Annotated in this window: 26 protein-coding genes and 1 other annotated feature; of the genes, 12 read left to right on the forward strand and 14 right to left on the reverse strand. The window is 50.1% G+C overall.

Going from position 1 to position 26,673, the window contains the following annotated elements; all coding sequences use genetic code 11:
* Positions 1–24: 24 nt before the first annotated feature.
* The 8 genes from sthE to arcA form a co-directional block, all read right to left on the reverse strand.
* Positions 25–1,110, reverse strand: coding sequence for a fimbrial major subunit SthE (gene sthE, locus NA986_RS19515; RefSeq protein WP_023138572.1), 1,086 nt, complete (start codon positions 1,108–1,110; stop codon positions 25–27).
* A gap of 40 nt (positions 1,111–1,150) precedes the next feature.
* Positions 1,151–1,708, reverse strand: a complete 558-nt coding sequence (locus NA986_RS19520; RefSeq protein ID WP_023181319.1) for a fimbrial protein — start codon at positions 1,706–1,708, stop codon at positions 1,151–1,153.
* 17 nt (positions 1,709–1,725) lie between these two features.
* Positions 1,726–4,263, reverse strand: a complete 2,538-nt coding sequence (locus NA986_RS19525) for a fimbrial outer membrane usher protein (protein ID WP_001160707.1) — start codon at positions 4,261–4,263, stop codon at positions 1,726–1,728.
* Positions 4,264–4,308: 45 nt separating this feature from the next.
* On the reverse strand, positions 4,309–4,992 hold the full coding sequence (sthA, locus tag NA986_RS19530) for a fimbrial biogenesis chaperone SthA (RefSeq protein WP_000680522.1): 684 nt from the start codon (positions 4,990–4,992) through the stop codon (positions 4,309–4,311).
* 70 nt (positions 4,993–5,062) lie between these two features.
* Positions 5,063–5,608 (reverse strand): fimbrial protein, encoded by a 546-nt coding sequence (locus NA986_RS19535; RefSeq protein ID WP_023181318.1) that lies wholly within the window; start codon positions 5,606–5,608, stop codon positions 5,063–5,065.
* 338 nt (positions 5,609–5,946) lie between these two features.
* Entirely contained in the window at positions 5,947–6,618 is a 672-nt protein-coding gene (locus NA986_RS19540) for a winged helix-turn-helix transcriptional regulator (RefSeq protein ID WP_000811635.1), read from the reverse strand.
* 384 nt (positions 6,619–7,002) lie between these two features.
* The gene (locus NA986_RS19545) at positions 7,003–7,317 is read right to left on the reverse strand and encodes a hypothetical protein (protein ID WP_024147230.1); all 315 of its coding nucleotides are present in this window, start codon (positions 7,315–7,317) and stop codon (positions 7,003–7,005) included.
* Between the two features lie 266 nt (positions 7,318–7,583).
* A complete protein-coding gene (arcA, locus tag NA986_RS19550) occupies positions 7,584–8,300 on the reverse strand; it encodes a two-component system response regulator ArcA (protein WP_001194359.1) in 717 nt (238 codons plus the stop codon).
* Positions 8,301–8,395: 95 nt separating this feature from the next.
* Between arcA and yjjY the strand changes: the two genes are divergently transcribed.
* From yjjY to thrC, 6 genes are all read left to right on the forward strand, one after another.
* Positions 8,396–8,536, forward strand: a complete 141-nt coding sequence (gene yjjY / locus NA986_RS19555; RefSeq protein ID WP_001541509.1) for a protein YjjY — start codon at positions 8,396–8,398, stop codon at positions 8,534–8,536.
* A 399-nt stretch (positions 8,537–8,935) separates the two neighbouring features.
* A complete protein-coding gene (locus NA986_RS19560) occupies positions 8,936–9,622 on the forward strand; it encodes a tRNA/rRNA methyltransferase (RefSeq protein WP_023216928.1) in 687 nt (228 codons plus the stop codon).
* A gap of 213 nt (positions 9,623–9,835) precedes the next feature.
* Entirely contained in the window at positions 9,836–9,901 is a 66-nt protein-coding gene (thrL, locus tag NA986_RS19565; protein WP_001575544.1) for a thr operon leader peptide, read from the forward strand.
* Positions 9,837–9,957, forward strand: a sequence feature (Thr leader region). (Overlaps the previous gene by 65 nt.)
* A 25-nt stretch (positions 9,958–9,982) precedes the next feature.
* Entirely contained in the window at positions 9,983–12,445 is a 2,463-nt protein-coding gene (thrA, locus tag NA986_RS19570; RefSeq protein WP_023216929.1) for a bifunctional aspartate kinase/homoserine dehydrogenase I, read from the forward strand.
* Between the two features lies 1 nt (position 12,446).
* Complete coding sequence (gene thrB, locus NA986_RS19575; RefSeq protein WP_023216930.1) at positions 12,447–13,376, forward strand: homoserine kinase; 930 nt, start codon at positions 12,447–12,449, stop codon at positions 13,374–13,376.
* A 3-nt stretch (positions 13,377–13,379) separates the two neighbouring features.
* The gene (thrC, locus tag NA986_RS19580; protein ID WP_000781110.1) at positions 13,380–14,666 is read left to right on the forward strand and encodes a threonine synthase; all 1,287 of its coding nucleotides are present in this window, start codon (positions 13,380–13,382) and stop codon (positions 14,664–14,666) included.
* A 92-nt stretch (positions 14,667–14,758) separates the two neighbouring features.
* Here thrC and yaaA read toward each other — a convergent pair whose 3' ends face one another.
* Together yaaA and NA986_RS19590 are read right to left on the reverse strand one after the other, a co-directional pair.
* A complete protein-coding gene (gene yaaA / locus NA986_RS19585; protein WP_000906173.1) occupies positions 14,759–15,532 on the reverse strand; it encodes a peroxide stress protein YaaA in 774 nt (257 codons plus the stop codon).
* 78 nt (positions 15,533–15,610) lie between these two features.
* Entirely contained in the window at positions 15,611–17,041 is a 1,431-nt protein-coding gene (locus NA986_RS19590; RefSeq protein ID WP_001113807.1) for an alanine/glycine:cation symporter family protein, read from the reverse strand.
* Positions 17,042–17,309: 268 nt separating this feature from the next.
* Between NA986_RS19590 and tal the strand changes: the two genes are divergently transcribed.
* Both tal and mog read left to right on the forward strand, forming a co-directional pair.
* Positions 17,310–18,263 carry a transaldolase gene (tal, locus tag NA986_RS19595; protein WP_000130175.1) on the forward strand — a complete coding sequence of 318 codons (954 nt, stop codon included), beginning with the start codon at positions 17,310–17,312 and terminating at the stop codon, positions 18,261–18,263.
* Between the two features lie 110 nt (positions 18,264–18,373).
* Entirely contained in the window at positions 18,374–18,964 is a 591-nt protein-coding gene (mog, locus tag NA986_RS19600) for a molybdopterin adenylyltransferase (RefSeq protein WP_000380373.1), read from the forward strand.
* Between the two features lie 56 nt (positions 18,965–19,020).
* Here mog and satP read toward each other — a convergent pair whose 3' ends face one another.
* The 3 genes from satP to NA986_RS19615 all read right to left on the reverse strand — a co-directional run bounded on the left by satP (position 19,021) and on the right by NA986_RS19615 (position 20,890).
* Complete coding sequence (gene satP / locus NA986_RS19605) at positions 19,021–19,587, reverse strand: acetate uptake transporter (protein WP_020898352.1); 567 nt, start codon at positions 19,585–19,587, stop codon at positions 19,021–19,023.
* Between the two features lie 149 nt (positions 19,588–19,736).
* Positions 19,737–20,450: an acidic protein MsyB gene (msyB, locus tag NA986_RS19610; protein ID WP_001103477.1), complete on the reverse strand. Its 714-nt coding sequence runs from the start codon at positions 20,448–20,450 to the stop codon at positions 19,737–19,739.
* Positions 20,451–20,485: 35 nt separating this feature from the next.
* A complete protein-coding gene (locus tag NA986_RS19615) occupies positions 20,486–20,890 on the reverse strand; it encodes a DUF2541 family protein (protein ID WP_001258084.1) in 405 nt (134 codons plus the stop codon).
* Between the two features lie 348 nt (positions 20,891–21,238).
* Here NA986_RS19615 and dnaK point away from each other — a divergent pair, with 348 nt between their 5' ends.
* The 4 genes from dnaK to NA986_RS19635 all read left to right on the forward strand — a co-directional run bounded on the left by dnaK (position 21,239) and on the right by NA986_RS19635 (position 26,079).
* On the forward strand, positions 21,239–23,155 hold the full coding sequence (gene dnaK / locus NA986_RS19620; protein WP_000516126.1) for a molecular chaperone DnaK: 1,917 nt from the start codon (positions 21,239–21,241) through the stop codon (positions 23,153–23,155).
* Positions 23,156–23,240: 85 nt separating this feature from the next.
* A complete protein-coding gene (dnaJ, locus tag NA986_RS19625; RefSeq protein ID WP_001119009.1) occupies positions 23,241–24,380 on the forward strand; it encodes a molecular chaperone DnaJ in 1,140 nt (379 codons plus the stop codon).
* 280 nt (positions 24,381–24,660) lie between these two features.
* Entirely contained in the window at positions 24,661–25,608 is a 948-nt protein-coding gene (locus tag NA986_RS19630; RefSeq protein WP_000534911.1) for a LysR family transcriptional regulator, read from the forward strand.
* Between the two features lie 126 nt (positions 25,609–25,734).
* Complete coding sequence (locus NA986_RS19635) at positions 25,735–26,079, forward strand: phage holin family protein (RefSeq protein ID WP_000026889.1); 345 nt, start codon at positions 25,735–25,737, stop codon at positions 26,077–26,079.
* Positions 26,080–26,139: 60 nt separating this feature from the next.
* Here NA986_RS19635 and NA986_RS19640 read toward each other — a convergent pair whose 3' ends face one another.
* On the reverse strand, positions 26,140–26,673 hold the full coding sequence (locus tag NA986_RS19640; protein ID WP_023216931.1) for a glycoside hydrolase family 108 protein: 534 nt from the start codon (positions 26,671–26,673) through the stop codon (positions 26,140–26,142).

Genomic DNA, 26,673 nt, shown 5'->3' on the forward strand with positions numbered 1-26,673 from the left:
GCAGCGCCAGAAACTGTGATGCCGTTAGTTATAGGTCAGGTTTAATGTTGCCGTGGCATTCGCTTGCCCGGCCGTTACCGTGGCGGCGGTTTTATAGTAGCGCGCGCTAATTTTCAGGGTGGTCGACATATTCATGGTTCCGCCGTTAACCGTCTGGCTGCCATCGGCATTGGTGGTAATCGTGTGAGTAAAGAGATCAATTTTTTGATTGATTGGCAAACTGTCGGTAAAGAAACCGGCGTCCGGCGCCTGAATACCCAACTGTACGCCAACGCCGGTTGCGCTGGTTGGCGCGCTTGCATTGCTCAACTGGATGACTGAATTATCAGGATTGTTTCCGCTGGCCGGTTGGGCGCTTAACGATGCGGAAATAGCGGTGCCTTGTTCGCAGGTCAATAAGATATCCTGCTCGCCTGTGCCCGCGGTTTGACTGTTAGCGAAACTGCCTAAATTGACGCTGCCTAAATCAACGGTGATGGCAGGTGTTTCTACCCGACATCCCATCGCTTTCATAATCAATTGCGTATTCCCCAAATACAGATGGGTCAGGATATCGCCGCCGGAGTCTTCCGTTGCGCTATCGCGAAAAGATACGCGCGCCAGTGGGCTTTGGAATGTCGCGGTACCGGAGGTGATCGGACCGCCTAAGGCGACCAGTTCAACATTGTAGGCGGGAGCCATCGCATGGTGTGTTTTATTGCCATCGCCATTATGGTAGGTATTATCGATTGGCATGACATTATCGTAAGGGCCAGCATTCGTTTGGGTTTTAATCGCAATGCCCACGCCGGAAATCCCGGTGCTAAATACCGGCGTGTTGTTCCCGTCATTCGCATTGATTGTCGCTGATGCATTTGACTGCGCGCTACCGGGTTCATATAAAAAACCGACCTTATAATCGCGACTACAGCCATCCATTGTGACTTCGGAGGTGGAAACCCAGCCCGATTGCCACAACACCTCGCCTGCGGTATAGGCGTGGCTATCCACCACAAGCTGCGACGGCGGGGTGATAGTGATCGCGCCTTCATTACCGGAACGTTTACAGGAAGCGTAACCATGACTGGAGTACGCGAACAGCAGAATAAGCGCCAGATATAACCTTCTCATGAAAAATTCCTGCTTTTATACCAGGTGAAATAGAAAGATGTTATTGCCATGCGATAGTGATCGTCACAACGGACGTGAAATCCCCTGCCGTGACTTTTCCATACGGGGTATACATCCTTGCGGCGACAGGCAAATTGGCTTCGTGGGTATTACTGTTGATATCCACCGTGTAAGTGACGTTGTTGGCCAGATTGACCAGACTTTTGCCGTCCAGGTTAAAAAGCTGTAATCCTAAATCCTGCGCCGGATTGGCCGCGCTGTTTGCATAAATCGCAGAAGCATAATTTGGATCGGGATAAGGTACGCCGTTAAATGAAATCGCGGCTTTTGTGGTAGTTGCCGGGCAATTCGTCATTTTTATGGTGAAAGGAATGGTGGCGGTATTGCCACCGGCCACGGCGATATCCGCCCGGGCATATTGTCCAAGAGAGATCGTGTCAGGTACCGTAACGGTACACGGATCGGCATAAATTAATCCCGTAACGTTAATGTCTACGGCATCTGCGGTATTGTATGCCGCGCTGATCGAGGGCGACCATAATGCCAGACCCGTGAACGTTAACAGGGCGGCTAATGCAGCAAATCTGTCCATATTCATCTTTTATCCCACCAGAATCACTGGCATTGCTCGTGTAAGATTTCTACGCCAGAAGCGGAGGGGGAGCTCGGTATACGGTAAGAGACCTGACACCGGTCTGCTGCTGTTGGCCCCCACTTCACTAATAACCGCCCTTGTTTTTCCAGTCCGGTTAACCAGGCTTGCCCCGCATCACCAACAAAACTGCTGTGATTGTCTGGTTTTGTTAAAGACGAGACGGTCGCGCCAAAAGGAACAGGCAGATTGTTTATGCGGGTTAATACCATCAATGCCTTGTAACCAATATTGGTTTTATATTCAGCCCTGACCACCGCGCCACGGGTAGGCACCAGCGTTTTACTGGTATCAATGAGCTCAATATTTTTTCTAATGCCCGTCGTATCTAAAGAGACTTCATTACGATGGTAAGGCGAAGCATAAGGTACGACGGCATAGCCCCGAAAATCGGTGTCCACGCCCGTTTCGTTATTCACGGGGACACCCGCTGCGCCAGGGGCTTTAACCAATATGATGGTGTCGTCCATTGGCTGGGATAGTGTCAGGCCATTTCGATGTAGTAGTACGCCGCCCTGAACGCCATAATTCAGGCGACGCATATGATTATCGTAGCTATACCCGCCGTTAATATCCGCATACGTCCCGTTATAGGTTGCGCTCACATTACCGCTGGTGGCTTTCTCTTGAGAGGAATAACCTTCCTGAACGCTCCATGAGAGATTTTTCTGTGCCAGCGCTGTTCCGTTTAAACCGACAGTGTGCGTGGTATCGCCGTCTTTCGCGGAGTTCATATTGTAGGTGGCATACGTTGACGGCATAAAGGCATCTAACGGAATACTAATATTGATTGAAATTTGCTGGTCATTACTGTCTTCCGTATCGTCGTCTTCATCCTGAGAATTATCGGCGTTCAGCGTATAAGAATAGTTAATGCCATAGCTTACGTTATGCCATGTGTTGTTATAGCCAATACCTAATGATGTGGTATGAGTGTCATTCCAGTAATCTTCATTATATAAAGTGAGTGAAATGGAACCGTAGATAATGTCTTGCGATAACGACAGGTCGGTGCGATTACGTACATGATCATAGTGACTATTATCGCTATAGGTATCCAGCACATCCTCAAGAGCGTAGTAATCTTTGGTCGAATAACGGTAGCCGGCGACAGTGAAATTGGTGCCTGTTGACTGAATATCTTTGCTGTAACGAATACGCCAGGATTGTCCGGTAAGCGTATCGCTAACCACATCGCCTGCTTTAATTTTTGACCATGAGTTGGTGACGTCTAAAGACAATGCGCCCAGATCGCCAAGGTTTAAACCTGTCCCGATGAGCGCCGCATGATAAACATCATTGCTCAGCGTACTCTCTATTCCGCCATAGGCGGTTATGCCGCCTGCTAATCCGTATAAGGCCGTCAGTTCTGCGAAATTTTGTTGTGCGGAATGCGTATCTGATGAACGCGTGCGGCCTACCGTCAGGTCGTATTTCAGGTGGCCTTCACGCTGTAAGACCGGAACGCTGGCGTAGGGCACAATGAAATGCTGTTCAGAACCATCGGATTCTTTGATGGTGACGTACAGGTCGCCCGAACCGCCGGTTGGATAAAGATCGTTGATGGCGAATGGACCCGCCGGAACGTTAGTTTTGTAGATGGTATAACCGTTTTGTTCAACGGTTACCTGCGCGCTGCTTTTGGCCACCCCGCGAATGACCGGGGCGAACCCTTTCATACTGTCCGGCAACATATCGTCATCAGAAGAGATCTGTACGCCCTTAAATGAAATACTGTCAAAGACGTCCGCGGGCGTGTTATTTTCCCCGGCGATCAGCTGTCCTTTTAAAAATTCGATATCGCGAGAAACATAGGTGTAGGCAGAATCCCAGCTATTTTGCCCATCGCTATCATGATTCCAGGTTGAGTAATTGCGAAAACGCCATGCGCCAATGTTAATACCAGGGCGCAGGTTAGCGTATTCGCTATTTTCCGTCCGGTTTTCATCAATATCGTGATCCTGCGATCCGGTAAAACTGTAGTTCAGCAAAAAAGCATTAATGCCTTCATCCCATTCGCTGGTAGGGACGAATTCTCGCGGGTCGGCGATCAACGCGATTTGAGGGATCGCTAAATCCAGCCGGTTACCGATGACATTAAACTTTGCAACAGCGCCAGCCAGCAGACTAAGATCGGTACACCCGTTTGGGTCATTTTTAAGCTCGGGGAAGTTTTCTGTTTTTACGCCCCACTGCTTGAGTTGTTCAACGCTAAGACACGGCTGTAGGGAGAGCTTATTATCTGCTGATTTTTTATTTTTAAAGGCAATATTTTTTGTTTCAACACTGGTGTTATTAATATAAATATCAACATTATAGGTGCCTTCTGCCTGACCCCCCTTTTCGAAAACCGATAGATCGACATTCTCCACGCCCGGTTCATCATTTTCCAACGATAATGGATTAAAATGATCATGCGCTAACGCTGGTTTTATGGAACAGCATATAAAGAGAAACGATAACGCTAATTGAGAACGGGGCTCTACTCTGGAGAATTGCACAGTAAAAGTCCTGAAAGGGTAAAAGTAAAGTGAAGTCGTTAATGGCTAGAATGAACCGGAATGCGGCTCTAAACTCATCCCATAATCGCTGATTAATCGCCACGTTACCGTGCCATGAGGGGCGGCAGTAGAACCCAATTTAAATGACGCTGATGATTTTGGCGGAACGAAGGTCGCTGATTTCACTTCATGGCTGTTAAGCGTCACACTGGCAAAGTTCATATAATAGGGAGTGGGGTTATTTACGGTAATAACATCACCTGCCGTCTGCCATTTTAATTGTTGGCTCTGGCTATCAGGCGTTGATTTTGTTAATGCTGGTGGTCGATATATAAGCTTTATTTGGGTATTAATGGAGATTTCCACGCGGTTCGCGGAGGCATTATCATCAATAGAAGGAATACCCTTAATATTGAGCCAGTACATAGACTCCCGATCTGCAGGTAGGGGGGCGCCAGAGCGAATAACCCGAATACTGTTCTTTTGCCCGGCATCAAGGCGAAAAAGAGGCGGGGTGATAATAAACGCCTGCTTATTTGTGACCTGGGGATCGGCAACCGATAACCATGACTGAACAAGATTCGCTTTGCTGTCTTTATTCTCTACATTGATTGACGACTCATCATTATTGCCGTCGAAAACCAGTCGGGTTCCGCCAACAACAATGCTGGCATGGGCAACATGGCTTGTCAGTAATACGACCAACACGGATTTCTTTATGTGTTTCATTTTTTACTCTGTAAAGATGTTTTACGCTATGGACTGGCATCCTGCCTGTCCACATCAGGATGAGAATGCCTTACTGATACGAAACGGTATACGTAACCTGAGTGCTAACATCTCCACCGGTTACGGTTGCGGAACCATCGTTTGCCATGGCGGCGTAATAGGTAAAGTCTGCTTTCGAGCCGTCGGTTGGCAGGTTCACTGCGGCATCATCCGTGTTATCTGTCACATCGCTATGTGAAGCGTTCTGAATAGAAATACCGACACCCGCGGCGCCCGTTTCCGATCCTTCGTCCGCGTTTTTGAAGTACGTTGGGTTGGAATCATCTGTTGCGCCGTGGAAGCGGAACATGGCCTGGGTTGGTACGCCAGTCCCTGCTTCCGGGCAGCTAACCAGGCTTACGGTAAACGGCACGTAATCGGTTGTGGCGCCTTTTTCCGCGATGCGTTCTTTGCTGTAATTGCCTAAATCAATGGTGGTATCCGTGGAGCCATTAACCTGAACCGTACACGCCTGATCGTAAATTTTGCCATTGAACGTAATCGTGTTCTGGGCAAATACCGGTGCGGATGCTACGGCAGTTAACATTGCCAGGATGATAATTTTCTTATTAAACATATTAATTGTTGCCTGATTCTATTCGCTGAAAAATAAAGATAGCTATATAAAATAAAATATTATATTTTACTCTGTATGCGCTTCTTTCTGTTCTGTAGATAAGCAGGCGGCTATTCTACGTATATCAACTATGAACTCAATAAAAATTCTGATGCAATATTGAACGGCAGTCCAGTTTCGGACCCGGTAACAAAGTTTAATAAAATACCACTAAAGAAGTATGGTTGATGACTGGATTTATAGATCAAGATCTCTTTTTTGATAATAGTTATTATTTCCTGGAGGATTTATTTAACTCTATATTGCTTTATTTTTAAGAATATACGACGCTTGTCCGTTTAAAATGAAACCGGCAGGTTTCGAAGCTCTAACAGTCTTCCATGCAGTATTTTTATATAGTCCCCCGCTTTTAGTTCTGAAAGTACCTGCATGATACGGCTGCGTGAAAGCCCGGTTCTCTGCTGTATGAAGTTCTGTGCGTTGATCTCAAATCGTGAGCTTTCAGGATACGACCACAGTTCAAGTAACAGCGCTTTTATCTGGCTATAGGCGTCCTGCCCGATAAGGTTTCTGTCACGGTTAGTCATGAAAGCAATGCGGTACATCAGGATGTTCGAAATGTCACGCCAGAGATGCTTTTCATCGGCTATTTCCACAAAATCTTTTACTGGGACAGGATAATATTCACAGGTGGTTTCGGCGATAAAAAAGACGTCTGAATTCTCTTCTAACTGGTATAAGTCAGCATAGGCATCTACAAGGCCTAAAATCATTGGTGAGACACCGCAGCCCATTACAATGCTGTCGATACGCCGACATACTTTAATAGCGCCTTTAGTGATTAACAGGATGTGGGATTGATTATCAATCTTGATATCCAGTGTTTTACCGGCCGTAATAGTGACAGGGGAGATGTTTTGAATAACGTGCCGATGAATATTTAAAATGGCTTGCAGGTTTTTTTCTTTCCCTGTGGGACGATACACATTCCCGCCGTTTAACTGCTTCATATCTTCCCCATTATTATGGCTGATAAAGTGGTTGACTATTAAAAGGTAAACATAAATTTAATATTCACTTAAAATTATAATTAAGTAAATTAAAATAGCCAACAAGAATATTTAAGTCAATGTATTCACCTTATCAATGCATGAGCGACAATGCTGTTTGTAAGGTTAACCATAGTAAATGTGATGATTTTATTTGCAATCATTTTATGACAGCTATCATAGGTACCGTGCTTAACGAGCGCGTAGAGCGTACAGGATAGCGAAGCGATGAACATCGCTGTTGTAGGATACGAATGAGAGAAAAGTACAAAATGCAGGCGGGCGGCGTTTTACTGAGCGAAATCGCCGCCTGCCGGAACTCCTCCCGGCGGGAACCATAAGCGGTTAGCGGTACTGGACAATCAGGCTTTGAATCTCCGGATGATCTTTTAACGACACGTGCCGTACCGTGGCTATTCCATTCATCAACGAAATAGCGTTTCCAGACGGTGTGGCGACTGTCTGTAAATGGGGGATATTATTCCGCAAACATGATATCTCGATATTGCGATCGTGAGGCGCAAGATTACAACCATATTCGACTATCTGGCCTTTGAAATGAATAACGCCTGCGGAGACCGGCGCGGTAGCAGCCAGCGCGGCTGATGAAGCTGACATCGCTGCACAAAACAGGTAGCAGCATAATGGTGATTTTTTCATCCTTTGAAACCTCACGTCCTGTGAGCATCCCCTTATTTTTTGGGGACTAACAAATCCCGTGTATTACTCTTTAATGTAAATACACAAACTACCTTAACTTTCGCAAGCTGAGATAAACAGCGCTATACGACAATTTTTATGTAAAAGAGTACGTCATAACGGCAGGTCAGGAGGGAAAGCGAGGCCGCTTAGCGGAAGGGGGACATAAGAAACAGCCAGTAAGAATAACTTACCGGCTGTTTTTACGGTTTGGCGCCTGGACCGAATTAATCCTGCAGGTCGCCGCAGAAGCGATAACCTTCGCCGTGAATGGTGGCGATGATTTCCGGCGTATCCGGCGTGGATTCGAAATGCTTACGAATACGACGAATGGTAACGTCAACAGTACGGTCATGCGGCTTCAGCTCGCGCCCGGTCATTTTCTTCAACAGCTCTGCGCGTGACTGTATTTTGCCAGGGTTTTCGCAGAAGTGAAGCATCGCGCGGAACTCGCTGCGCGGTAGTTTATACTGCTCGCCGTCCGGGCCGATCAGTGAACGACTGTTGATATCCAGTTCCCAACCGTTGAACTTGTAGCTTTCAACGCTACGACGCTCTTCGCTGACGGTACCCAGGTTCATGGTACGGGACAGCAGGTTGCGGGCACGGATGGTCAATTCGCGTGGGTTAAACGGTTTGGTGATGTAATCATCCGCGCCGATTTCGAGGCCGAGAATTTTGTCGACTTCGTTATCGCGGCCCGTCAGGAACATCAGCGCAACGTTAGCCTGTTCACGCAGTTCACGCGCTAACAGGAGACCGTTTTTCCCTGGCAGATTGATATCCATGATCACCAGGTTGATGTCATATTCAGAGAGGATCTGATGCATTTCCGCGCCATCTGTCGCTTCGAATACATCATAGCCTTCCGCTTCGAAAATACTTTTCAACGTGTTGCGTGTTACCAACTCGTCTTCAACGATAAGAATGTGCGGGGTCTGCATGTTTGCTACCTAAATTGCCAACTAAATCGAAACAGGAAGTACAAAAGTCCCTGACCTGCCTGATGCATGTCGCAAATTAACATGATCGGCGTAACATGACTAAAGTACGTAATTGCGTTCTTGATGCACTTTCCATCAACGTCAACAACATCATTAGCTTGGTCGTGGGTACTTTCCCTCTGGACCCGACAGTGTCAAAAACGGCTGTCATCCTAACCATTTTAACAGCAACATAACAGGCTAAGACGTACCGGACACCTAATAAAACTACGCTTCGTTGACATATATCAAGTTCAATTGTAGCACGTTAACAGTTTGATGAAATCATCGTAGCTAAATGCTAGCTTTCATCACAAATTTGCAATATTCCAACTAGTTACGTAAGCCAACTAATAAATGCGATGAATCCAAAGAGCAGGATCTATTTTAAATTAAATTATCCTAAATAAACAGCAGGATAACGATGTTCTGTTAACATAAACAGCAATAGTACAGATACGCAATAGTGTAGCGTCTTTTACGAAATCAAAAATGCTTTTTCAGTGATATCCGTTAAAATTTTGTAAATTTGCGAAGCGTAATATGCTTACAAACGCCAGCTAATTTCCTGTAAATTAGTCAAAAAGAGTAATGAAATGCGTGTAACAATCGTTCTTGTCGCTCCCGCCAGAGCGGAAAATATCGGCGCAGCCGCCCGGGCTATGAAGACCATGGGATTTACTGACCTGCGTATTGTCGACAGCCAGGCGTACCTGGAGCCCGCTACCCGTTGGGTCGCACATGGATCTGGAGATATTATTGATAATATTGAGGTTTTCCACACCCTTGCCGACGCGCTCCACGATGTGGATTTTACCGTAGCGACGACAGCCCGCAGCCGGGCAAAATTTCATTACTACGCTTCGCCCGCTGAACTGGTTCCCTTATTACAGGAAAAATCACGCTGGATGCGTCATGCCGCGCTGGTTTTTGGCCGTGAGGATTCCGGTCTGACCAACGACGAGCTGGCGCTGGCGGATGTATTGACCGGCGTGCCGATGGCGGCGGATTACCCTTCGCTCAATCTGGGTCAGGCGGTCATGGTGTATTGCTATCAATTAGCAGGTTTAATGCAACAGACCACAGAATCCGTTGATATTGCTGATGAATCGCAGTTACAGGCGTTACGCGCGCGCCTTTTACGTCTGTTAACGACTCTGGAGGCGGTCGATGACCACAAATTAACCGACTGGCTACAACAGCGAATCGGTCTGCTGGGACAGCGAGATACGGTAATGTTGCACCGTTTGGTTCATGATATTGAAAAAAAACTAACAAAATAACGTGCTGTAATTTTTAAAATAATAAGAGATTACGTCTGGTTGCAAGAGATCATAACAGGGGGAATTGGTTGAAAATAAATATATCGCCAGCAGCACATGAACAAGTTTCGGAATGTGATCAATTTAAAAATTTATTGACTTAGGCGGGCAGATACTTTAACCAATATAGGAATACAAGACAGACAAATAAAAATGACAGAGTACACAACATCCATGAACCGCATCAGCACCACCACCATTACCACCATCACCATTACCACAGGTAACGGTGCGGGCTGACGCGTACAGGAAACACAGAAAAAAGCCCGCACCTGAACAGTGCGGGCTTTTTTTTCGACCAGAGATCACGAGGTAACAACCATGCGAGTGTTGAAGTTCGGCGGTACATCAGTGGCAAATGCAGAACGTTTTCTGCGTGTTGCCGATATTCTGGAAAGCAATGCCAGGCAAGGGCAGGTAGCGACCGTACTTTCCGCCCCCGCGAAAATTACCAACCATCTGGTGGCGATGATTGAAAAAACTATCGGCGGTCAGGATGCTTTGCCGAATATCAGCGATGCCGAACGTATTTTTTCTGACCTGCTCGCAGGACTTGCCAGCGCGCAGCCGGGATTCCCGCTTGCACGGTTGAAAATGGTTGTCGAACAAGAATTCGCTCAGATCAAACATGTTTTGCATGGTATCAGCCTGCTGGGTCAGTGCCCGGACAGCATCAACGCCGCGCTGATTTGCCGTGGCGAAAAAATGTCGATCGCGATTATGGCGGGACTTCTGGAGGCGCGTGGGCATCGTGTCACGGTGATCGATCCGGTAGAAAAACTGTTGGCGGTGGGCCATTACCTTGAATCTACTGTCGATATCGCGGAATCGACTCGCCGTATCGCCGCTAGCCAGATCCCGTCCGATCACATGATCCTGATGGCGGGCTTTACCGCCGGTAATGAAAAGGGTGAACTGGTGGTGCTGGGCCGTAATGGTTCCGACTATTCCGCCGCCGTGCTGGCCGCCTGTTTACGCGCTGACTGCTGTGAAATCTGGACTGACGTCGATGGCGTGTATACCTGTGACCCGCGCCAGGTGCCGGACGCCAGGCTGCTGAAATCGATGTCCTACCAGGAAGCGATGGAACTCTCTTACTTCGGCGCCAAAGTCCTTCACCCTCGCACCATAACGCCTATCGCCCAGTTCCAGATCCCCTGTCTGATTAAAAATACCGGCAATCCGCAGGCACCAGGAACGCTGATCGGCGCGTCCAGCGACGATGATAATCTGCCGGTTAAAGGGATCTCTAACCTTAACAACATGGCGATGTTTAGCGTCTCCGGCCCTGGAATGAAAGGGATGATTGGGATGGCGGCGCGTGTTTTCGCCGCCATGTCTCGCGCCGGGATCTCGGTGGTGCTCATTACCCAGTCCTCCTCTGAGTACAGCATCAGCTTCTGTGTGCCGCAGAGTGACTGCGCGCGTGCCCGCCGTGCGATGCAGGATGAGTTCTATCTGGAGCTGAAAGAGGGGCTGCTGGAGCCGTTGGCGGTTACTGAGCGGTTGGCGATTATCTCTGTTGTCGGCGACGGTATGCGCACGTTACGCGGCATTTCAGCGAAATTCTTCGCCGCGCTGGCGCGGGCTAATATCAATATCGTGGCGATCGCTCAGGGATCTTCTGAGCGTTCCATTTCTGTGGTGGTGAATAACGACGATGCCACCACCGGCGTGCGGGTAACGCACCAGATGCTGTTCAATACCGATCAGGTGATTGAAGTGTTTGTCATTGGCGTCGGCGGCGTCGGCGGCGCGCTACTGGAACAGCTTAAACGTCAGCAAACCTGGCTGAAGAACAAGCACATCGATCTACGCGTGTGCGGCGTGGCGAACTCAAAGGCGTTGCTAACCAATGTGCATGGCCTGAATCTGGACAACTGGCAGGCGGAACTGGCGCAAGCGAACGCGCCGTTCAATCTGGGACGCTTAATTCGCCTGGTGAAAGAATATCATCTACTCAATCCGGTGATTGTTGATTGTACCTCCAGTCAGGCGGTGGCCGACCAGTATGCCGACTTCCTGCGTGAAGGGTTCCATGTGGTGACGCCAAACAAGAAAGCGAACACCTCGTCGATGGACTACTACCATCAGCTACGTTTCGCCGCCGCGCAATCACGGCGCAAATTCTTGTATGACACCAACGTCGGCGCCGGTTTGCCGGTAATCGAAAACCTGCAAAACCTGCTGAATGCCGGTGATGAACTGCAAAAATTTTCCGGCATTCTTTCCGGGTCGCTCTCTTTTATTTTCGGTAAACTGGAAGAGGGGATGAGTCTCTCACAGGCGACCGCGCTGGCGCGCGAGATGGGCTATACCGAACCCGATCCGCGCGACGATCTTTCCGGTATGGATGTGGCGCGGAAACTGTTGATCCTCGCCCGCGAGACGGGCCGCGAGCTGGAGCTTTCCGATATTGTGATTGAACCGGTGTTGCCGGACGAGTTTGACGCCTCCGGCGATGTGACCACCTTTATGGCGCATCTGCCGCAGCTTGACGACGCGTTTGCCGCCCGTGTGGCAAAAGCTCGTGATGAAGGTAAGGTATTGCGCTATGTGGGCAATATCGAAGAGGATGGCGTGTGCCGCGTGAAGATTGCTGAAGTTGATGGTAACGATCCGCTCTTCAAAGTGAAAAACGGTGAAAACGCGCTGGCGTTCTACAGCCACTATTATCAGCCCTTGCCGTTGGTGCTGCGCGGCTACGGCGCAGGCAATGATGTGACGGCGGCGGGCGTGTTTGCCGATCTGTTACGGACCCTCTCATGGAAGTTAGGAGTTTAACATGGTGAAAGTGTATGCCCCGGCTTCCAGCGCGAACATGAGCGTCGGTTTCGACGTGTTGGGCGCGGCCGTCACACCCGTTGACGGCACGTTGCTGGGCGATGTGGTATCCGTTGAAGCAGCGGACCATTTCCGTCTGCATAACCTGGGGCGATTTGCCGATAAACTGCCGCCGGAGCCGCGTGAAAATATTGTTTATCAGTGCTGGGAACGTTTTTGCCAGGCATTGGGGAAAACCATCCCGGTGGCGATGACGCTGGAAAAAAATATGCCGATTGGTTCCGGGTTAGGGTCCAGCGCCTGTTCCGTCGTCGCTGCGCTGGTCGCGATGAATGAGCACTGCGGCGAACCGTTAAACGACACGCGTCTGTTGGCGCTGATGGGCGAGCTGGAAGGCCGTATCTCCGGCAGCATCCATTACGATAACGTCGCGCCGTGCTTTCTTGGCGGTATGCAGTTGATGATTGAAGAAAACGGCATTATTAGTCAGCAGGTGCCGGGCTTTGATGAGTGGCTATGGGTACTGGCTTATCCGGGCATTAAAGTTTCTACCGCAGAAGCACGGGCCATTTTGCCTGCGCAGTATCGCCGTCAGGATTGCATTGCGCATGGACGGCATCTGGCCGGTTTTATTCACGCCTGTTACTCGCGGCAGCCGCAGCTTGCCGCCGCGCTGATGAAAGATGTTATTGCCGAACCATACCGCGCGCGTTTACTGCCGGGCTTTAGCCAGGCGCGGCAGGCGGTGTCGGAGATCGGCGCGCTGGCGAGCGGGATTTCCGGGTCGGGGCCGACGCTGTTTGCGCTATGCGATAAACCGGAGACGGCGCAGCGCGTCGCGGACTGGCTGAGCAAACATTATCTGCAAAATCAGGAAGGCTTCGTTCATATTTGCCGGCTGGATACGGCGGGCGCACGAGTAGTGGGATAATCAATGAAACTCTATAATCTGAAAGACCATAATGAGCAGGTCAGCTTTGCGCAGGCCGTCACGCAAGGACTGGGCAAACAGCAGGGACTTTTTTTTCCGCACGAACTGCCGGAGTTTAGCCTGACGGAAATTGATGAGATGCTCAACCAGGACTTTGTCAGCCGTAGCGCAAAGATCCTCTCGGCATTTATTGGCGATGAAATACCGCAGCAAATTCTGGAAGAGCGCGTCCGCGCGGCGTTTGCGTTCCCGGCGCCGGTAGCGCAGGTAGAAAGCGATGTCGGCTGCCTGGAGCTGTTCCATGGTCCGACGCTGGCCTTTAAAGACTTCGGCGGGCGTTTTATGGCGCAAATGCTGACGCATATCAGCGGCGACAAACCGGTGACGATTCTGACCGCAACGTCAGGCGATACCGGCGCGGCGGTGGCTCACGCGTTCTATGGCCTGGAAAATGTGCGGGTCGTCATTCTCTACCCGCGCGGTAAAATCAGTCCGTTGCAGGAAAAACTGTTCTGTACGCTGGGCGGCAACATTGAAACCGTGGCGATCGACGGCGATTTCGACGCTTGCCAGGCGCTGGTGAAACAGGCATTTGATGACGAAGAACTGAAAACGGCGCTGGGGCTGAATTCGGCTAATTCGATTAATATCAGCCGCCTGTTGGCGCAAATTTGCTACTACTTTGAAGCCGTGGCGCAACTGCCGCAGGGGGCGCGTAACCAACTGGTAATCTCCGTACCCAGCGGCAACTTTGGCGATTTGACGGCAGGACTGCTGGCGAAGTCGTTAGGCCTACCGGTGAAACGTTTTATCGCCGCCACCAACGTCAACGACACGGTGCCGCGTTTTCTGCATGACGGAAAGTGGGCGCCGAAAGCGACGCAGGCGACCCTGTCGAATGCGATGGATGTCAGCCAGCCGAATAACTGGCCGCGCGTGGAGGAGCTATTCCGCCGTAAAATCTGGCGCCTGACTGAGCTGGGCTATGCGGCGGTGGATGACACTACGACACAGCAGACGATGCGCGAGCTGAAAGCGAAAGGTTATATCTCGGAACCTCATGCGGCGGTAGCGTATCGGGCATTACGCGACCAGTTAAACCCTGGCGAGTATGGCTTGTTTCTCGGAACGGCGCATCCGGCGAAGTTTAAAGAAAGCGTGGAGTCCATTCTGGGAGAAACTCTGGCCTTGCCTGAAGCGCTCGCCGAACGCGCCGACCTGCCGCTGCTTTCACATCATCTGCCTGCGGATTTTGCCGCCCTGCGTAAGCTGATGATGACCCGCCAATAACCATTGCGCCCGGTGGCGATGTCGCTTACCGGGCCTGTGGGTGGTGTCGATTTGTAGGCCGGATAAGGCGTAACCGCCATCCGGCGATGTCGTTACTGCTCGTAGCGTTTAAAGACCAGCTCGTCTTGTGTGGAGGTTTCTTCATCAAAGAAATACCCCTCACGGTCAAACGCGATAAGCTGTTCCGGCTTCGTTAAGCGGTTTTCAATAATAAAACGGCTCATCAGTCCGCGCGCTTTTTTGGCGTAGAAGCTTACCACCTTAAACTTGCCGTTTTTCTCATCAAGGAACACGGGCTTAATCAGTTCGGCATTCAGTTTCTTCGGCTTCACCGATTTAAAATATTCCTCAGAGGCCAGATTCACCACCACCCGATCGCCCTGCGCCTCAAGCGCTTCGTTGAGCTTATCGGTAATGATATCGCCCCAGAATTGATAAAGATCTTTGCCGCGCGGATTCTCCAGGCGAATCCCCATCTCCAGACGATAAGGCTGCATTAAATCCAGCGGGCGCAATACGCCATACAAGCCAGAGAGCATACGCAGATGTTGTTGAGCAAAATCAAAATCCGCGTCGTTGAACGTTTCCGCCTGTAGGCCGGTATAAACATCGCCTTTGAACGCCAGAATCGCCTGGCGTGCATTATCCGGCGTAAAATGAGGCTGCCAGTCATGAAAACGCGTGGCGTTGAGATCCGCCAGTTTGTCGCTAATTCCCATCAGCCTGGAAATTTGCGGTGCCGAAAGCTGGCGGGCCTGTTGAATAAGCTGCTGGCTGTGATCCAACAGCTCCGGCTGGGTATAGCGGGTCGTGGCCAGCGGGCTTTGATAATCAAGCGTTTTTGCAGGTGAAATCAGAATCAGCATATCCAGTCCTTGCAGGGAATTTTCTGCGACTTTAGCAAAAAAACGCCGCAGAGTTGACCGATGGTTGCGATTGTCGGCTTAATCGCGCGATGCCGCATCCCAGGTATCTGGCGCCAGTTGTGGTTCGATATCCGGGAAGCGCCGCGGATCGAACTGCGGTCTTACGCCCAGTTTCCGTTGTCGCAGATAATCGCCGGCGAGGGTATACACCACCGGTGAGAGCAACAAAATCGCCGTCAGATTGGTAATGGCCATACAGGCCATGATCATGTCAGCGAGCTGCCATATCAGCGGAAAACTGATGAGCGTACCGGCGATGACCATGCCAAGCGTCGCAAGGCGTAATAGCCAGATGGCCTTTGCGTTATGTAACCGCAGAAAAAACAGATTGTTCTCGGCGTAAATATAGTTGGCGACGATAGAACTGAACGCGAACAGAATGACGATAAGCGCGACAAAACTGGCGCCCCATTCACCGGTCAATGAAACCATTGCATGTTGGAGAAGCTGAATGCCTTCTGTTGACGAGTGGGATGCGTGATTCCCCGCCAGCAGGATAATCATCGCGCTGGCGGTACAGATGATAATGGTGTCGCTGAATACGCCAATCATTTGCACAATCCCCTGCGCGACAGGGTGAGGGGGATACGACGTTGCCGCTGCGGCCGCATTAGGCGTTGACCCCATTCCCGCTTCATTAGAGAACATCCCACGCTGAAAACCGCTGGTAATAGCCTGAGTGAGCGTATATCCGGCTGCGCCTGCCGCGGCTTCCTGCCAGCCAAATGCGCTTTTGACTATCGAGGCGATAACTCCAGGCATTTGCTCAATATGCCAGAGGCAAATGAACACGCTGCCGGCGACCCACAATAACGCGATGAGGGGAATCAGCCATTGCATCAGGCGGGCGACGCCTTTTATGCCGCGAATGATAATTAACAGGGCACAGAACGCCAGAGCAATGCCGGAGATAAGCGGCGGAATGTTGAAGGCGAAATGGAGCGCGCGTGAGACGGCATTCGCCTGCACGCTATTAAAAATCAACCCGTAGGCGACGAGCAGAAAGAGGGCGAAAACCACGCCCATCCAGCGCATTCCCAGCCCACGCGCCATATACCACGCCGGGCCGCCGCGGAACTGGCCTGTCGGGTCACGTTCTTTATAAAGCTGGGCAAGCGAACACTCGGCGAAGGAGGTCGCCATGCCAATGATGGCCGAGACCCACATCCAGAATACCGCGCCGGGACCGCCTGCGGCGATAGCCAGCGCCACGCCGGCCAGATTACCGCTGCCAATCCGCGCCGCGAGGCTGGTACACAGCGCCTGAAATGACGTCAGGCCGCCTGGCTGCGGGCTAAAGCTGCCTTTCAGACTGCGGCTAAATTGGCGAATATAACGAAATTGAATGAATCCGGTACGCCAGGTAAACCAACATCCTGCGCCGAGCAGCAGGTAAATCATTACCGAGCCCCAGAGTATTTCGTTAATAAAACTGAAAAACTCAGGCATTAACGTCCCTCTTGTTGATGCCGGCACGCTTTGATAATCCTGTATAAGCGTGACCCATGATGTAGATGACCTTGTCAGACTAATATTAACGGCAGTTTACCATAAATACGGCGGTATCCTTTAATTGCGCATCAACCGTCGGCAGATACGCAAACAGTGCACAAGGGCAGCCAGGTGCATGTAGGCGGTTGCGCTGTGAGTGCGTCGTGTTATCATCAGGGTAGACCGGTTACATCCCCTAACAAGCTGTTTAAAGAGAAACTCTATCATGACGGACAAATTGACCTCCCTTCGTCAGTTCACCACCGTAGTGGCTGATACCGGAGATATCGCGGCAATGAAGCTGTACCAGCCGCAGGATGCTACAACTAACCCTTCTCTCATTCTTAACGCAGCGCAAATCCCGGAATATCGTAAGCTGATTGACGATGCTGTCGCCTGGGCGAAGCAGCAGAGCAGCGACCGCGCGCAGCAGGTTGTTGACGCGACCGATAAGCTGGCGGTGAATATTGGCCTGGAAATCCTGAAGCTGGTGCCGGGGCGTATTTCTACCGAAGTTGACGCGCGTCTGTCTTATGACACTGAAGCGTCTATCGCCAAAGCAAAACGTATCATTAAACTCTACAATGATGCGGGTATCAGCAACGATCGTATCCTGATCAAGCTGGCGTCCACCTGGCAGGGCATTCGTGCAGCCGAACAGCTGGAAAAAGAAGGCATCAACTGTAACCTGACGCTGCTGTTCTCCTTCGCGCAGGCGCGTGCGTGCGCCGAAGCGGGCGTCTACCTGATCTCGCCGTTCGTAGGTCGAATTCTTGACTGGTATAAAGCCAATACCGACAAGAAAGACTATGCGCCAGCTGAAGATCCGGGCGTGGTTTCCGTAACGGAAATCTACGAGTACTACAAACAGCATGGTTACGAAACCGTCGTTATGGGCGCAAGCTTCCGTAACGTAGGCGAAATTCTGGAACTGGCGGGCTGCGACCGTCTGACTATCGCGCCGGCATTGCTGAAAGAACTGGCGGAAAGCGAAGGGGCGATTGAGCGTAAGCTCTCTTTCTCCGGCGAAGTCAAGGCGCGCCCGGAACGCATTACCGAAGCCGAGTTCCTGTGGCAGCATCACCAGGATCCCATGGCGGTTGACAAACTGGCGGACGGTATCCGTAAGTTTGCGGTAGACCAGGAAAAACTGGAAAAAATGATCGGCGATCTGCTGTAATCATTAACGCGTGGCCCTGATATGGGTCACGCTACCTCTTCTGAAACCTGTCTGTCCTTCCCTTCGCAGTGTATCATTCTGTTTAACGAGACTGTTTAAACGGAATAATCATGGATACCTTACGTATTGGCTTAGTTTCTATCTCCGACCGCGCTTCAAGCGGCGTTTACCAGGATAAAGGCATTCCTGCGCTTGAGGAGTGGCTCGCTTCTGCGCTGACCACGCCTTTCGAGGTCCAGCGGCGCTTAATTCCTGATGAACAGGAAATTATCGAGCAAACGTTGTGTGAACTGGTTGATGAGATGAGCTGTCATCTGGTGCTGACCACTGGCGGTACCGGTCCGGCGCGTCGCGACGTCACGCCGGACGCGACCCTTGCCATCGCTGACCGTGAAATGCCAGGTTTTGGCGAACAGATGCGCCAGATCAGCCTGCGCTTTGTGCCGACCGCCATTCTTTCCCGCCAGGTGGGCGTTATCCGTAAACAGGCGTTAATTCTTAATCTGCCTGGACAGCCAAAATCGATCAAAGAAACGCTGGAAGGCGTAAAAGCGGACGATGGCAGCGTTAGCGTGCCGGGCATTTTTGCGAGCGTGCCGTATTGCATACAGCTGCTTGACGGGCCGTATGTCGAAACCGCGCCGGAAGTGGTTGCCGCTTTCCGTCCGAAGAGCGCCAGACGTGAGAATATGTCGTCCTGACCGGAAGATACTGATAGTAGGGTTATTCCTCCCGGTGCGGGAGGAATAAAAGAGATTTAGTGCGCCTCGCCGATTGGCAGAATAGTGCGGCCAAATTGCTCGTTTAGCACTTCACCCATCGCCAGATAAATAGCGCTGGCACCGCAAACCAGACCAACCCAGCCTGCGATATGGATAATGGCTTCGTTACCGGTGATATTGCCGACCGCCAGCAGAGCGAACAGTACGGTCAGGCTCAGGAAAACAAATTGCAGCGCGCGGGCGGCTTTCAGCGTACCGAAGAACATAAACAGCGTGAACACGCCCCACAGACCTAAATAAGCGCCGAGTAGCCGAGCGTCAGGCGCATCCGTCAGGCCCATTTTCGGCATCAGCAGGATAGCGACCAGCGTCAGCCAGAACGAACCGTAAGAGGTAAAGGCCGTTAAACCAAAGGTATTGCCTTTTTTATACTCCAGCAGACCGGCAAAAATTTGCGCGATACCGCCGTAGAAAATCCCCATCGCCAGAATAATACCGTCCAGGGCGAAAAAACCGGCATTGTGCAGGTTAAGCAGAATGGTGGTCATGCCGAAACCCATCAGGCCCAGCGGTGCCGGATTAGCCAACTTAGTGTTGCCCATAATTCCTCAAAATCATCATAATTGAATGGTGAAATAGTTTCCCAGAATAACGAGTTCCGTATTCGGGGCGCGGCATAATAATCAGGGGGAAGAGGACTGTCTATGATCTAATAAGGGGAAAAAGAAAATATTTCCCCCAGTGAGGGCATTCACGCCTGAACGGCTGCCATCATTCGTCGCAGGCAGGCTATTTGCAACACCGCCGGAATAGTCACGCGATACGCGCTGCCGCTCATCGCTTTGACGCCGTTTAACGCCGCGCCGACCGGGCCGCCAAGACCTGCGCCGCGCAGCAATCCGTGACCCAGGATGCTCATTGCGGCATGGGTACGTAAAATGCGGGTAAGCTGGGTGGAAAGCAGGTGGGAGACCCCTTTTGCCAGACTGCGATCTTTCATGAGCAGCGGCAGCAGTTCTTCCAGTTCAGAAACTTTGGCGTCTACGGCTTGCAGAAATTCCTGCTTATGCGCCGCGTCCATCTTCTGCCAGGTATGACGTAAAAAATGCTCCAGCAGTTGCTGTTCTATTTCAAACGTCGACATGCTTTTATCTGCTTTAAGTTTTAGCCGTTTTGCGACATCCAGCAGAATCGCGCGGTACTGTTTTCCGTGTCCGCGCAATTTGTTGGCGATACTGTCGCCGCCGTAATGCTGAAACTCGCCGGCAATGAGCTGCCAGTTACGGCGGTGTTGCTCCGGGTGACCTTCCATCGCTTTGAACAGCTCGTTATGACTAAGGACGCTCGACAAGCGAGCTTTGCCCTTTTCGTTATGCGTCAGCAAACGGGCGAAATCGGCGAGTTGTTCTTCGCTACAATGCTGAAGAAAGTCTAAATCCTCGTCGTGTAAATAGGTGACGTTCATTTTCAGTCTGGCTTTTGGAATAGAAATAACAGCGATTAATCGTCGCCAATGACTTTAAGTCTCGCCATATCGGAAGAATTTACCGTATGGCCTGAGAAGGTAATCTTTGATACGCAGCGTTTGTTGTCGTTATCGCTATTAATATTGATCCAGCCTGTCGTCTGGCCCTCTTTGATTGAGGAAGGGACGTTCAGGCTTTGGCTGGCGCTACGCGCAGTTTTAAAATAGACGGATGCGCCGCTAAGTTCGATGTCGCCGTGATCCGCCGTGAGTTGAATGCGCTTCACGATGCGGCAGACGGGAATTTTCAGCGCGAGATCGTTCGTTTCATTTCTGGGCATGGCAATAACACCCAGTATTTTATGGTCGTTCGCGTGCGCGACGCTACTTAACGCCAGGCCGAAAAGCAGGCCGGCGGAAATCGTTAACACAGATCGCATGGAATTTCTCTTTGACGGGTTCAATAAGCAATTACCGTCTATCATACTCTGCTCATGACAACGATTCAGTTTTGTAATCTTTTCTTTTTATTACAATTTTTCTGTGAATGGTATTCGTTGTTTAATTTATTTCATGAATGTTTATCTGTCTGGTTTTCCATCGCGCCCTCTCGTCACTAAAAAATTTTTTCATCTCCCCCTTGATGACGTGGGTTACGACCCCATCTTGTAGTCAACCGCAGTGGTGAGTCTGAAAAAAAACGATTCAGGGTAGTTGAAACCGCACGTTTCGCCCTTATTACAGATTCACAACCACATGATGACCGAATTTTTAGTGGAGACGTTTAGATGGGTAAAATTATTGGTATCGACCTGGGTACTACCAACTCTTGTGTAGCGATTATGGATGGAACGCAGGCACGCGTGCTGGAGAACGCCGAGGGCGATCGCACTACGCCTTCTATCATTGCTTATACCCAGGATGGTGAAACTCTGGTTGGTCAGCCGGCTAAACGTCAGGCAGTGACAAACCCGCAAAACACCCTGTTTGCGATTAAACGCCTGATTGGCCGCCGCTTCCAGGACGAAGAAGTTCAACGTGACGTTTCTATCATGCCGTACAAAATCATCGGCGCCGACAACGGCGACGCATGGCTTGATGTGAAAGGTCAGAAAATGGCGCCGCCGCAGATTTCTGCCGAAGTGCTGAAGAAAATGAAGAAAACGGCTGAAGATTATCTGGGCGAACCGGTAACTGAAGCGGTTATCACCGTACCGGCTTACTTTAACGATGCGCAGCGTCAGGCTACCAAAGACGCTGGTCGTATCGCGGGGCTGGAAGTTAAACGTATCATCAACGAACCGACTGCCGCAGCGCTGGCTTACGGTCTGGATAAAGAAGTCGGCAACCGTACTATCGCGGTTTACGACCTCGGTGGTGGTACTTTCGATATCTCTATTATCGAAATCGACGAAGTTGATGGCGAAAAAACCTTTGAAGTTCTGGCAACCAACGGTGATACCCACCTGGGTGGTGAAGACTTCGATACCCGCTTGATCAACTACCTCGTTGACGAGTTTAAGAAAGATCAGGGCATTGACCTGCGTAACGATCCGCTGGCCATGCAGCGCCTGAAAGAAGCCGCAGAAAAAGCCAAAATCGAGCTGTCTTCTGCGCAGCAGACCGACGTGAACCTGCCGTACATTACCGCAGATGCTACCGGTCCGAAACACATGAACATCAAAGTGACTCGTGCAAAACTGGAAAGCCTGGTTGAAGATCTGGTGAACCGTTCTATCGAGCCGCTGAAAGTCGCACTGCAGGACGCTGGCCTGTCCGTGTCTGATATCAACGACGTGATCCTCGTCGGCGGTCAGACCCGTATGCCAATGGTGCAGAAAAAAGTGGCTGAATTCTTTGGTAAAGAGCCGCGTAAAGACGTTAACCCGGACGAAGCTGTGGCTATCGGCGCAGCGGTACAGGGCGGCGTGTTGACCGGTGATGTGAAAGACGTACTGCTGCTGGACGTTACCCCGCTGTCTCTGGGTATCGAAACGATGGGTGGCGTGATGACTCCGCTTATCACCAAAAACACCACCATCCCGACCAAGCACAGCCAGGTGTTCTCTACTGCGGAAGACAACCAGTCTGCGGTAACCATCCATGTGCTGCAGGGTGAGCGTAAGCGTGCGTCTGATAACAAATCTCTGGGTCAGTTCAACCTGGATGGCATCAACCCGGCGCCGCGCGGTATGCCGCAGATCGAAGTCACCTTCGATATCGATGCTGACGGTATCCTGCACGTCTCCGCGAAAGATAAAAACAGCGGCAAAGAGCAGAAGATCACTATCAAGGCGTCTTCTGGTCTGAACGAGGAAGAAATTCAGAAAATGGTTCGCGATGCAGAAGCGAACGCTGAATCCGACCGTAAGTTTGAAGAGCTGGTTCAGACCCGTAACCAGGGCGACCATCTGCTGCACAGCACCCGTAAGCAGGTCGAAGAAGCAGGCGATAAACTGCCGGCTGATGACAAAACCGCTATCGAGTCTGCCCTGAGCGCGCTGGAAACTGCCCTGAAAGGCGAAGATAAAGCCGCTATCGAAGCGAAAATGCAGGAACTGGCGCAGGTTTCCCAGAAACTGATGGAAATCGCTCAGCAGCAACATGCGCAGCAGCAGGCTGGCTCCGCTGACGCTTCTGCAAACAACGCGAAAGATGACGACGTTGTCGACGCTGAGTTTGAAGAAGTAAAAGATAAAAAATAATCGCCCTTTGAACGGGTAATTACTGGCACGGGCGAAGAGGTTTCCTCTCCGCCCGTGCATGCATGTTAAGGGCAGATAAAAAGAGATGGCGAAAAGAGATTACTACGAGATTTTAGGCGTTTCCAAAACAGCGGAAGAGCGTGAAATCAAAAAGGCGTATAAGCGCCTGGCCATGAAATATCATCCGGACCGCAATCAGGGTGATAAAGAGGCCGAAGCTAAATTTAAAGAGATTAAAGAAGCCTATGAAGTGCTGACCGATGCGCAAAAACGCGCAGCCTACGATCAGTATGGTCACGCCGCGTTTGAACAAGGCGGTATGGGCGGCGGATTTGGCGGCGGCTTTAATGGCGGCGCTGATTTCAGTGATATCTTTGGTGACGTTTTTGGCGATATCTTTGGCGGCGGGCGTGGTCGCCAACGTGCGGCGCGTGGGGCTGATTTGCGTTATAACATGGATCTCACCCTGGAAGAAGCGGTGCGTGGCGTGACCAAAGAGATCCGTATTCCGACGCTGGAGGAGTGCGACGTTTGCCACGGCAGCGGGGCGAAAGCTGGCACGCAACCGCAAACCTGTCCGACCTGTCATGGTTCTGGTCAGGTACAGATGCGCCAGGGATTCTTTGCTGTACAGCAGACCTGCCCACACTGTCAGGGACGCGGTACGCTGATCAAAGATCCGTGCCATAAATGTCACGGTCATGGGCGTGTTGAAAAGAGTAAAACTCTGTCCGTTAAAATCCCGGCGGGCGTGGATACCGGCGATCGTATTCGTCTGGCAGGCGAGGGCGAAGCGGGCGAGCATGGCGCACCGGCAGGCGACTTGTATGTTCAGGTCCAGGTGAAACAACACCCTATTTTCGAGCGTGAAGGCAATAATCTTTATTGCGAAGTGCCGATCAACTTTGCGATGGCGGCGCTGGGCGGTGAAATTGAAGTGCCGACGTTAGATGGTCGCGTGATGCTGAAAGTACCGAGCGAAACACAAACGGGCAAGCTGTTCCGTATGCGCGGCAAAGGCGTGAAGTCCGTACGCGGTGGCGCGCAGGGTGATTTGCTGTGCCGTGTGGTGGTTGAAACGCCGGTCGGTCTGAGCGAAAAACAGAAGCAATTGCTAAAAGATCTTCAGGAAAGTTTTGGCGGCCCGACGGGAGAGAAAAACAGCCCGCGTTCAAAAAGCTTCTTTGACGGCGTGAAAAAATTCTTTGACGATTTGACTCGCTAATCTTTTTCCCGTTGTATTTTTCTTCAGCCCGGGTGTATATCCGGGCTTTTTTCTGCCTGTACGCGCCCAGGCTTCTGTTAAACGCATCGTATCCTCTCATTTGTTGATATTTTGTTTTTACTGATAAACAAATTGATGTTAATCAGCAGTTTTGTATACGCTTATTCTTTAAAAAAACGTGATGTGATGACATTAATGATTGCTTTTTTAGATGCTGTGAATTGATTTATCTTGAGTATTATCTATATTGCTTTTTTTAGTTTCCGGAGGCAGACAGCGAATGGGATCGAAAGGTGCCAACAAGAGCTTTGATTATAATTTAATCAAAATTCTTGACGCTGTTATTTTGTCAGGAAATGCGGCTATGGCGGCAAAAAAGTTAGGCATTACACCGGCTGCCGTTTCTCTGGCGTTAAAGCGCCTGCAGAGTTATTACCCGGAAGAACTGTTTAGCAGAGGGAAAGGCGGGCTCATCCCCACAGCTAAGGCTGTCGACATTCACCAAAATTTCAGTCAGGTGATGAAACTGGTGGATGACACATTTCTCTGTAATAGCAAAAAAGATGAAGCGTTCCAGATAACGTTATTAGGCAGTGATATTGTTGAAAGCTATTATCTTTCTCAGCTCTATAACAGCGATATATTTGACCGTATTTTGATAAATCATTTCACTGTCAGAAATATGAGTCGGGAGCATATCAGCGAACTTCTGTTTACTGCGCAAGGCGATCTGTTGATTAGTGCCGAACCTTTGCTGGAGTCCGGCATAGAGAATCAAATTATTGATAGTTTTAAATCATTTGTTTGTATCTGCAGCAGTAAACACATGCTGAGTACCCTCTCACAACTGTCGCTACATCATTTTTATTCTTCGCGTCATGCGTTATATCAGCCGGGGATGGGGGCTTCAGTGATATATCATGATAGTGAATTATTTAAGGATGAGCTTTACTATACTGGCAGGCGTATTGTCGGCTATCGCAGTGATTCGCTTAACGGTTTGATGAGCATGATCGAACGAACCTCATTGATTGCATTGATGCCTTTGAAATTAGCGCTTTTTTATAAAAATCATCGTAAATATGACATTAAATTTATTCAGCCTCCGCCCGAACTGGCTTTGAAGTCAGTTCAGGTCTATGCATCCTGGAATAAAAATAGTAGAAATATATCGACGATTAATGAGATGGTAAGTATGTTACAAACGCTTTCCTCCTTCCGTCGCTAATACACCTCATTTTTACGCTTTGATTTAATATGGTTTTAAATGATGTGCTTTGATTTTTACCCTTCTGACAGGGCGCTTACACTCCTTGTGTTAATTATTCATTTATAATGATTTCGGAGTGTTAAAATGTCTATTCCCAACCATGTGTCGACAACGGAAGTTGTGCTATTGGAGCTAGAGATCTTACTCACTATTATTTCGATTGGCGCGTGGGGAGGCTTTGTCAGCTATCTTTTACGCAAAGATAAGACAGAATATAATAGTTCTCATGAAAGTATTAAATATTGCTTAACGCAGATCGTGATTTCCTGCTTCACCAGTTTCTTGTTAAGCGCGATTGCGATCGAAAAAGAATGCAGTTTCAACATTGTTCTGTTGGCGGCAGGCTTAGGCGGTGTTTTCGCGAGTCCGATCTTAAAAATTCTTGGGCGGCGGATTAAAAAAATTATCGAAGGAAATAATTCAGATTAATTATCATTCGTAGTATCAGGCTCATCCGTGAGCCTTTTACGCGTCTTTTTTCAGCCGGGTCTAGGTCACTCTATTCTTGATCCAGCCATAAATAAATTGTTCGTTATTGTGGTTTTTCTCAGCAACGTTTAAGTAGTACGTGCCCTGACTGCAATTGAGGGCTTTCACCAAAACGGCTTCCCCTTCCTGGCCTCGCCAGGCCAAATAATGTTCGAGAGCGGCAAGCGTCCGCGGGCCAATATTGCCATCCACATGAATATCCGGGTAGCGTTTACCTTCGTGATTAAAGACGTTCAACCAGCGTTGCAGCCACGCGCTGGGGTGGTAAGCGCCTATGTTGACTGCCGCATCGCACAGCTCGAAGGAGACTGGCCACGATAGCGTCGAGATGACGTCAAAACCTGGTTTTATCCAGTAATCCTCTTCGAGAATCGCGTAGGCTTCAGCGTGGGTCAGATCCCACATATCGCCAGCATAGCCATGCGCTCGCGCCGTGGCTTCGGTAATGCCCCAATGGGTGGCGCCGCCTTTATCTTTAGGGTTAAATACGTAACCGCCTTCAAGCGCAATAATTCCATCTATAATTGGATTCAT

The organism is Salmonella sp. NW177 (assembly GCF_051811585.1).
GTDB lineage: Bacteria > Pseudomonadota > Gammaproteobacteria > Enterobacterales > Enterobacteriaceae > Salmonella > Salmonella enterica.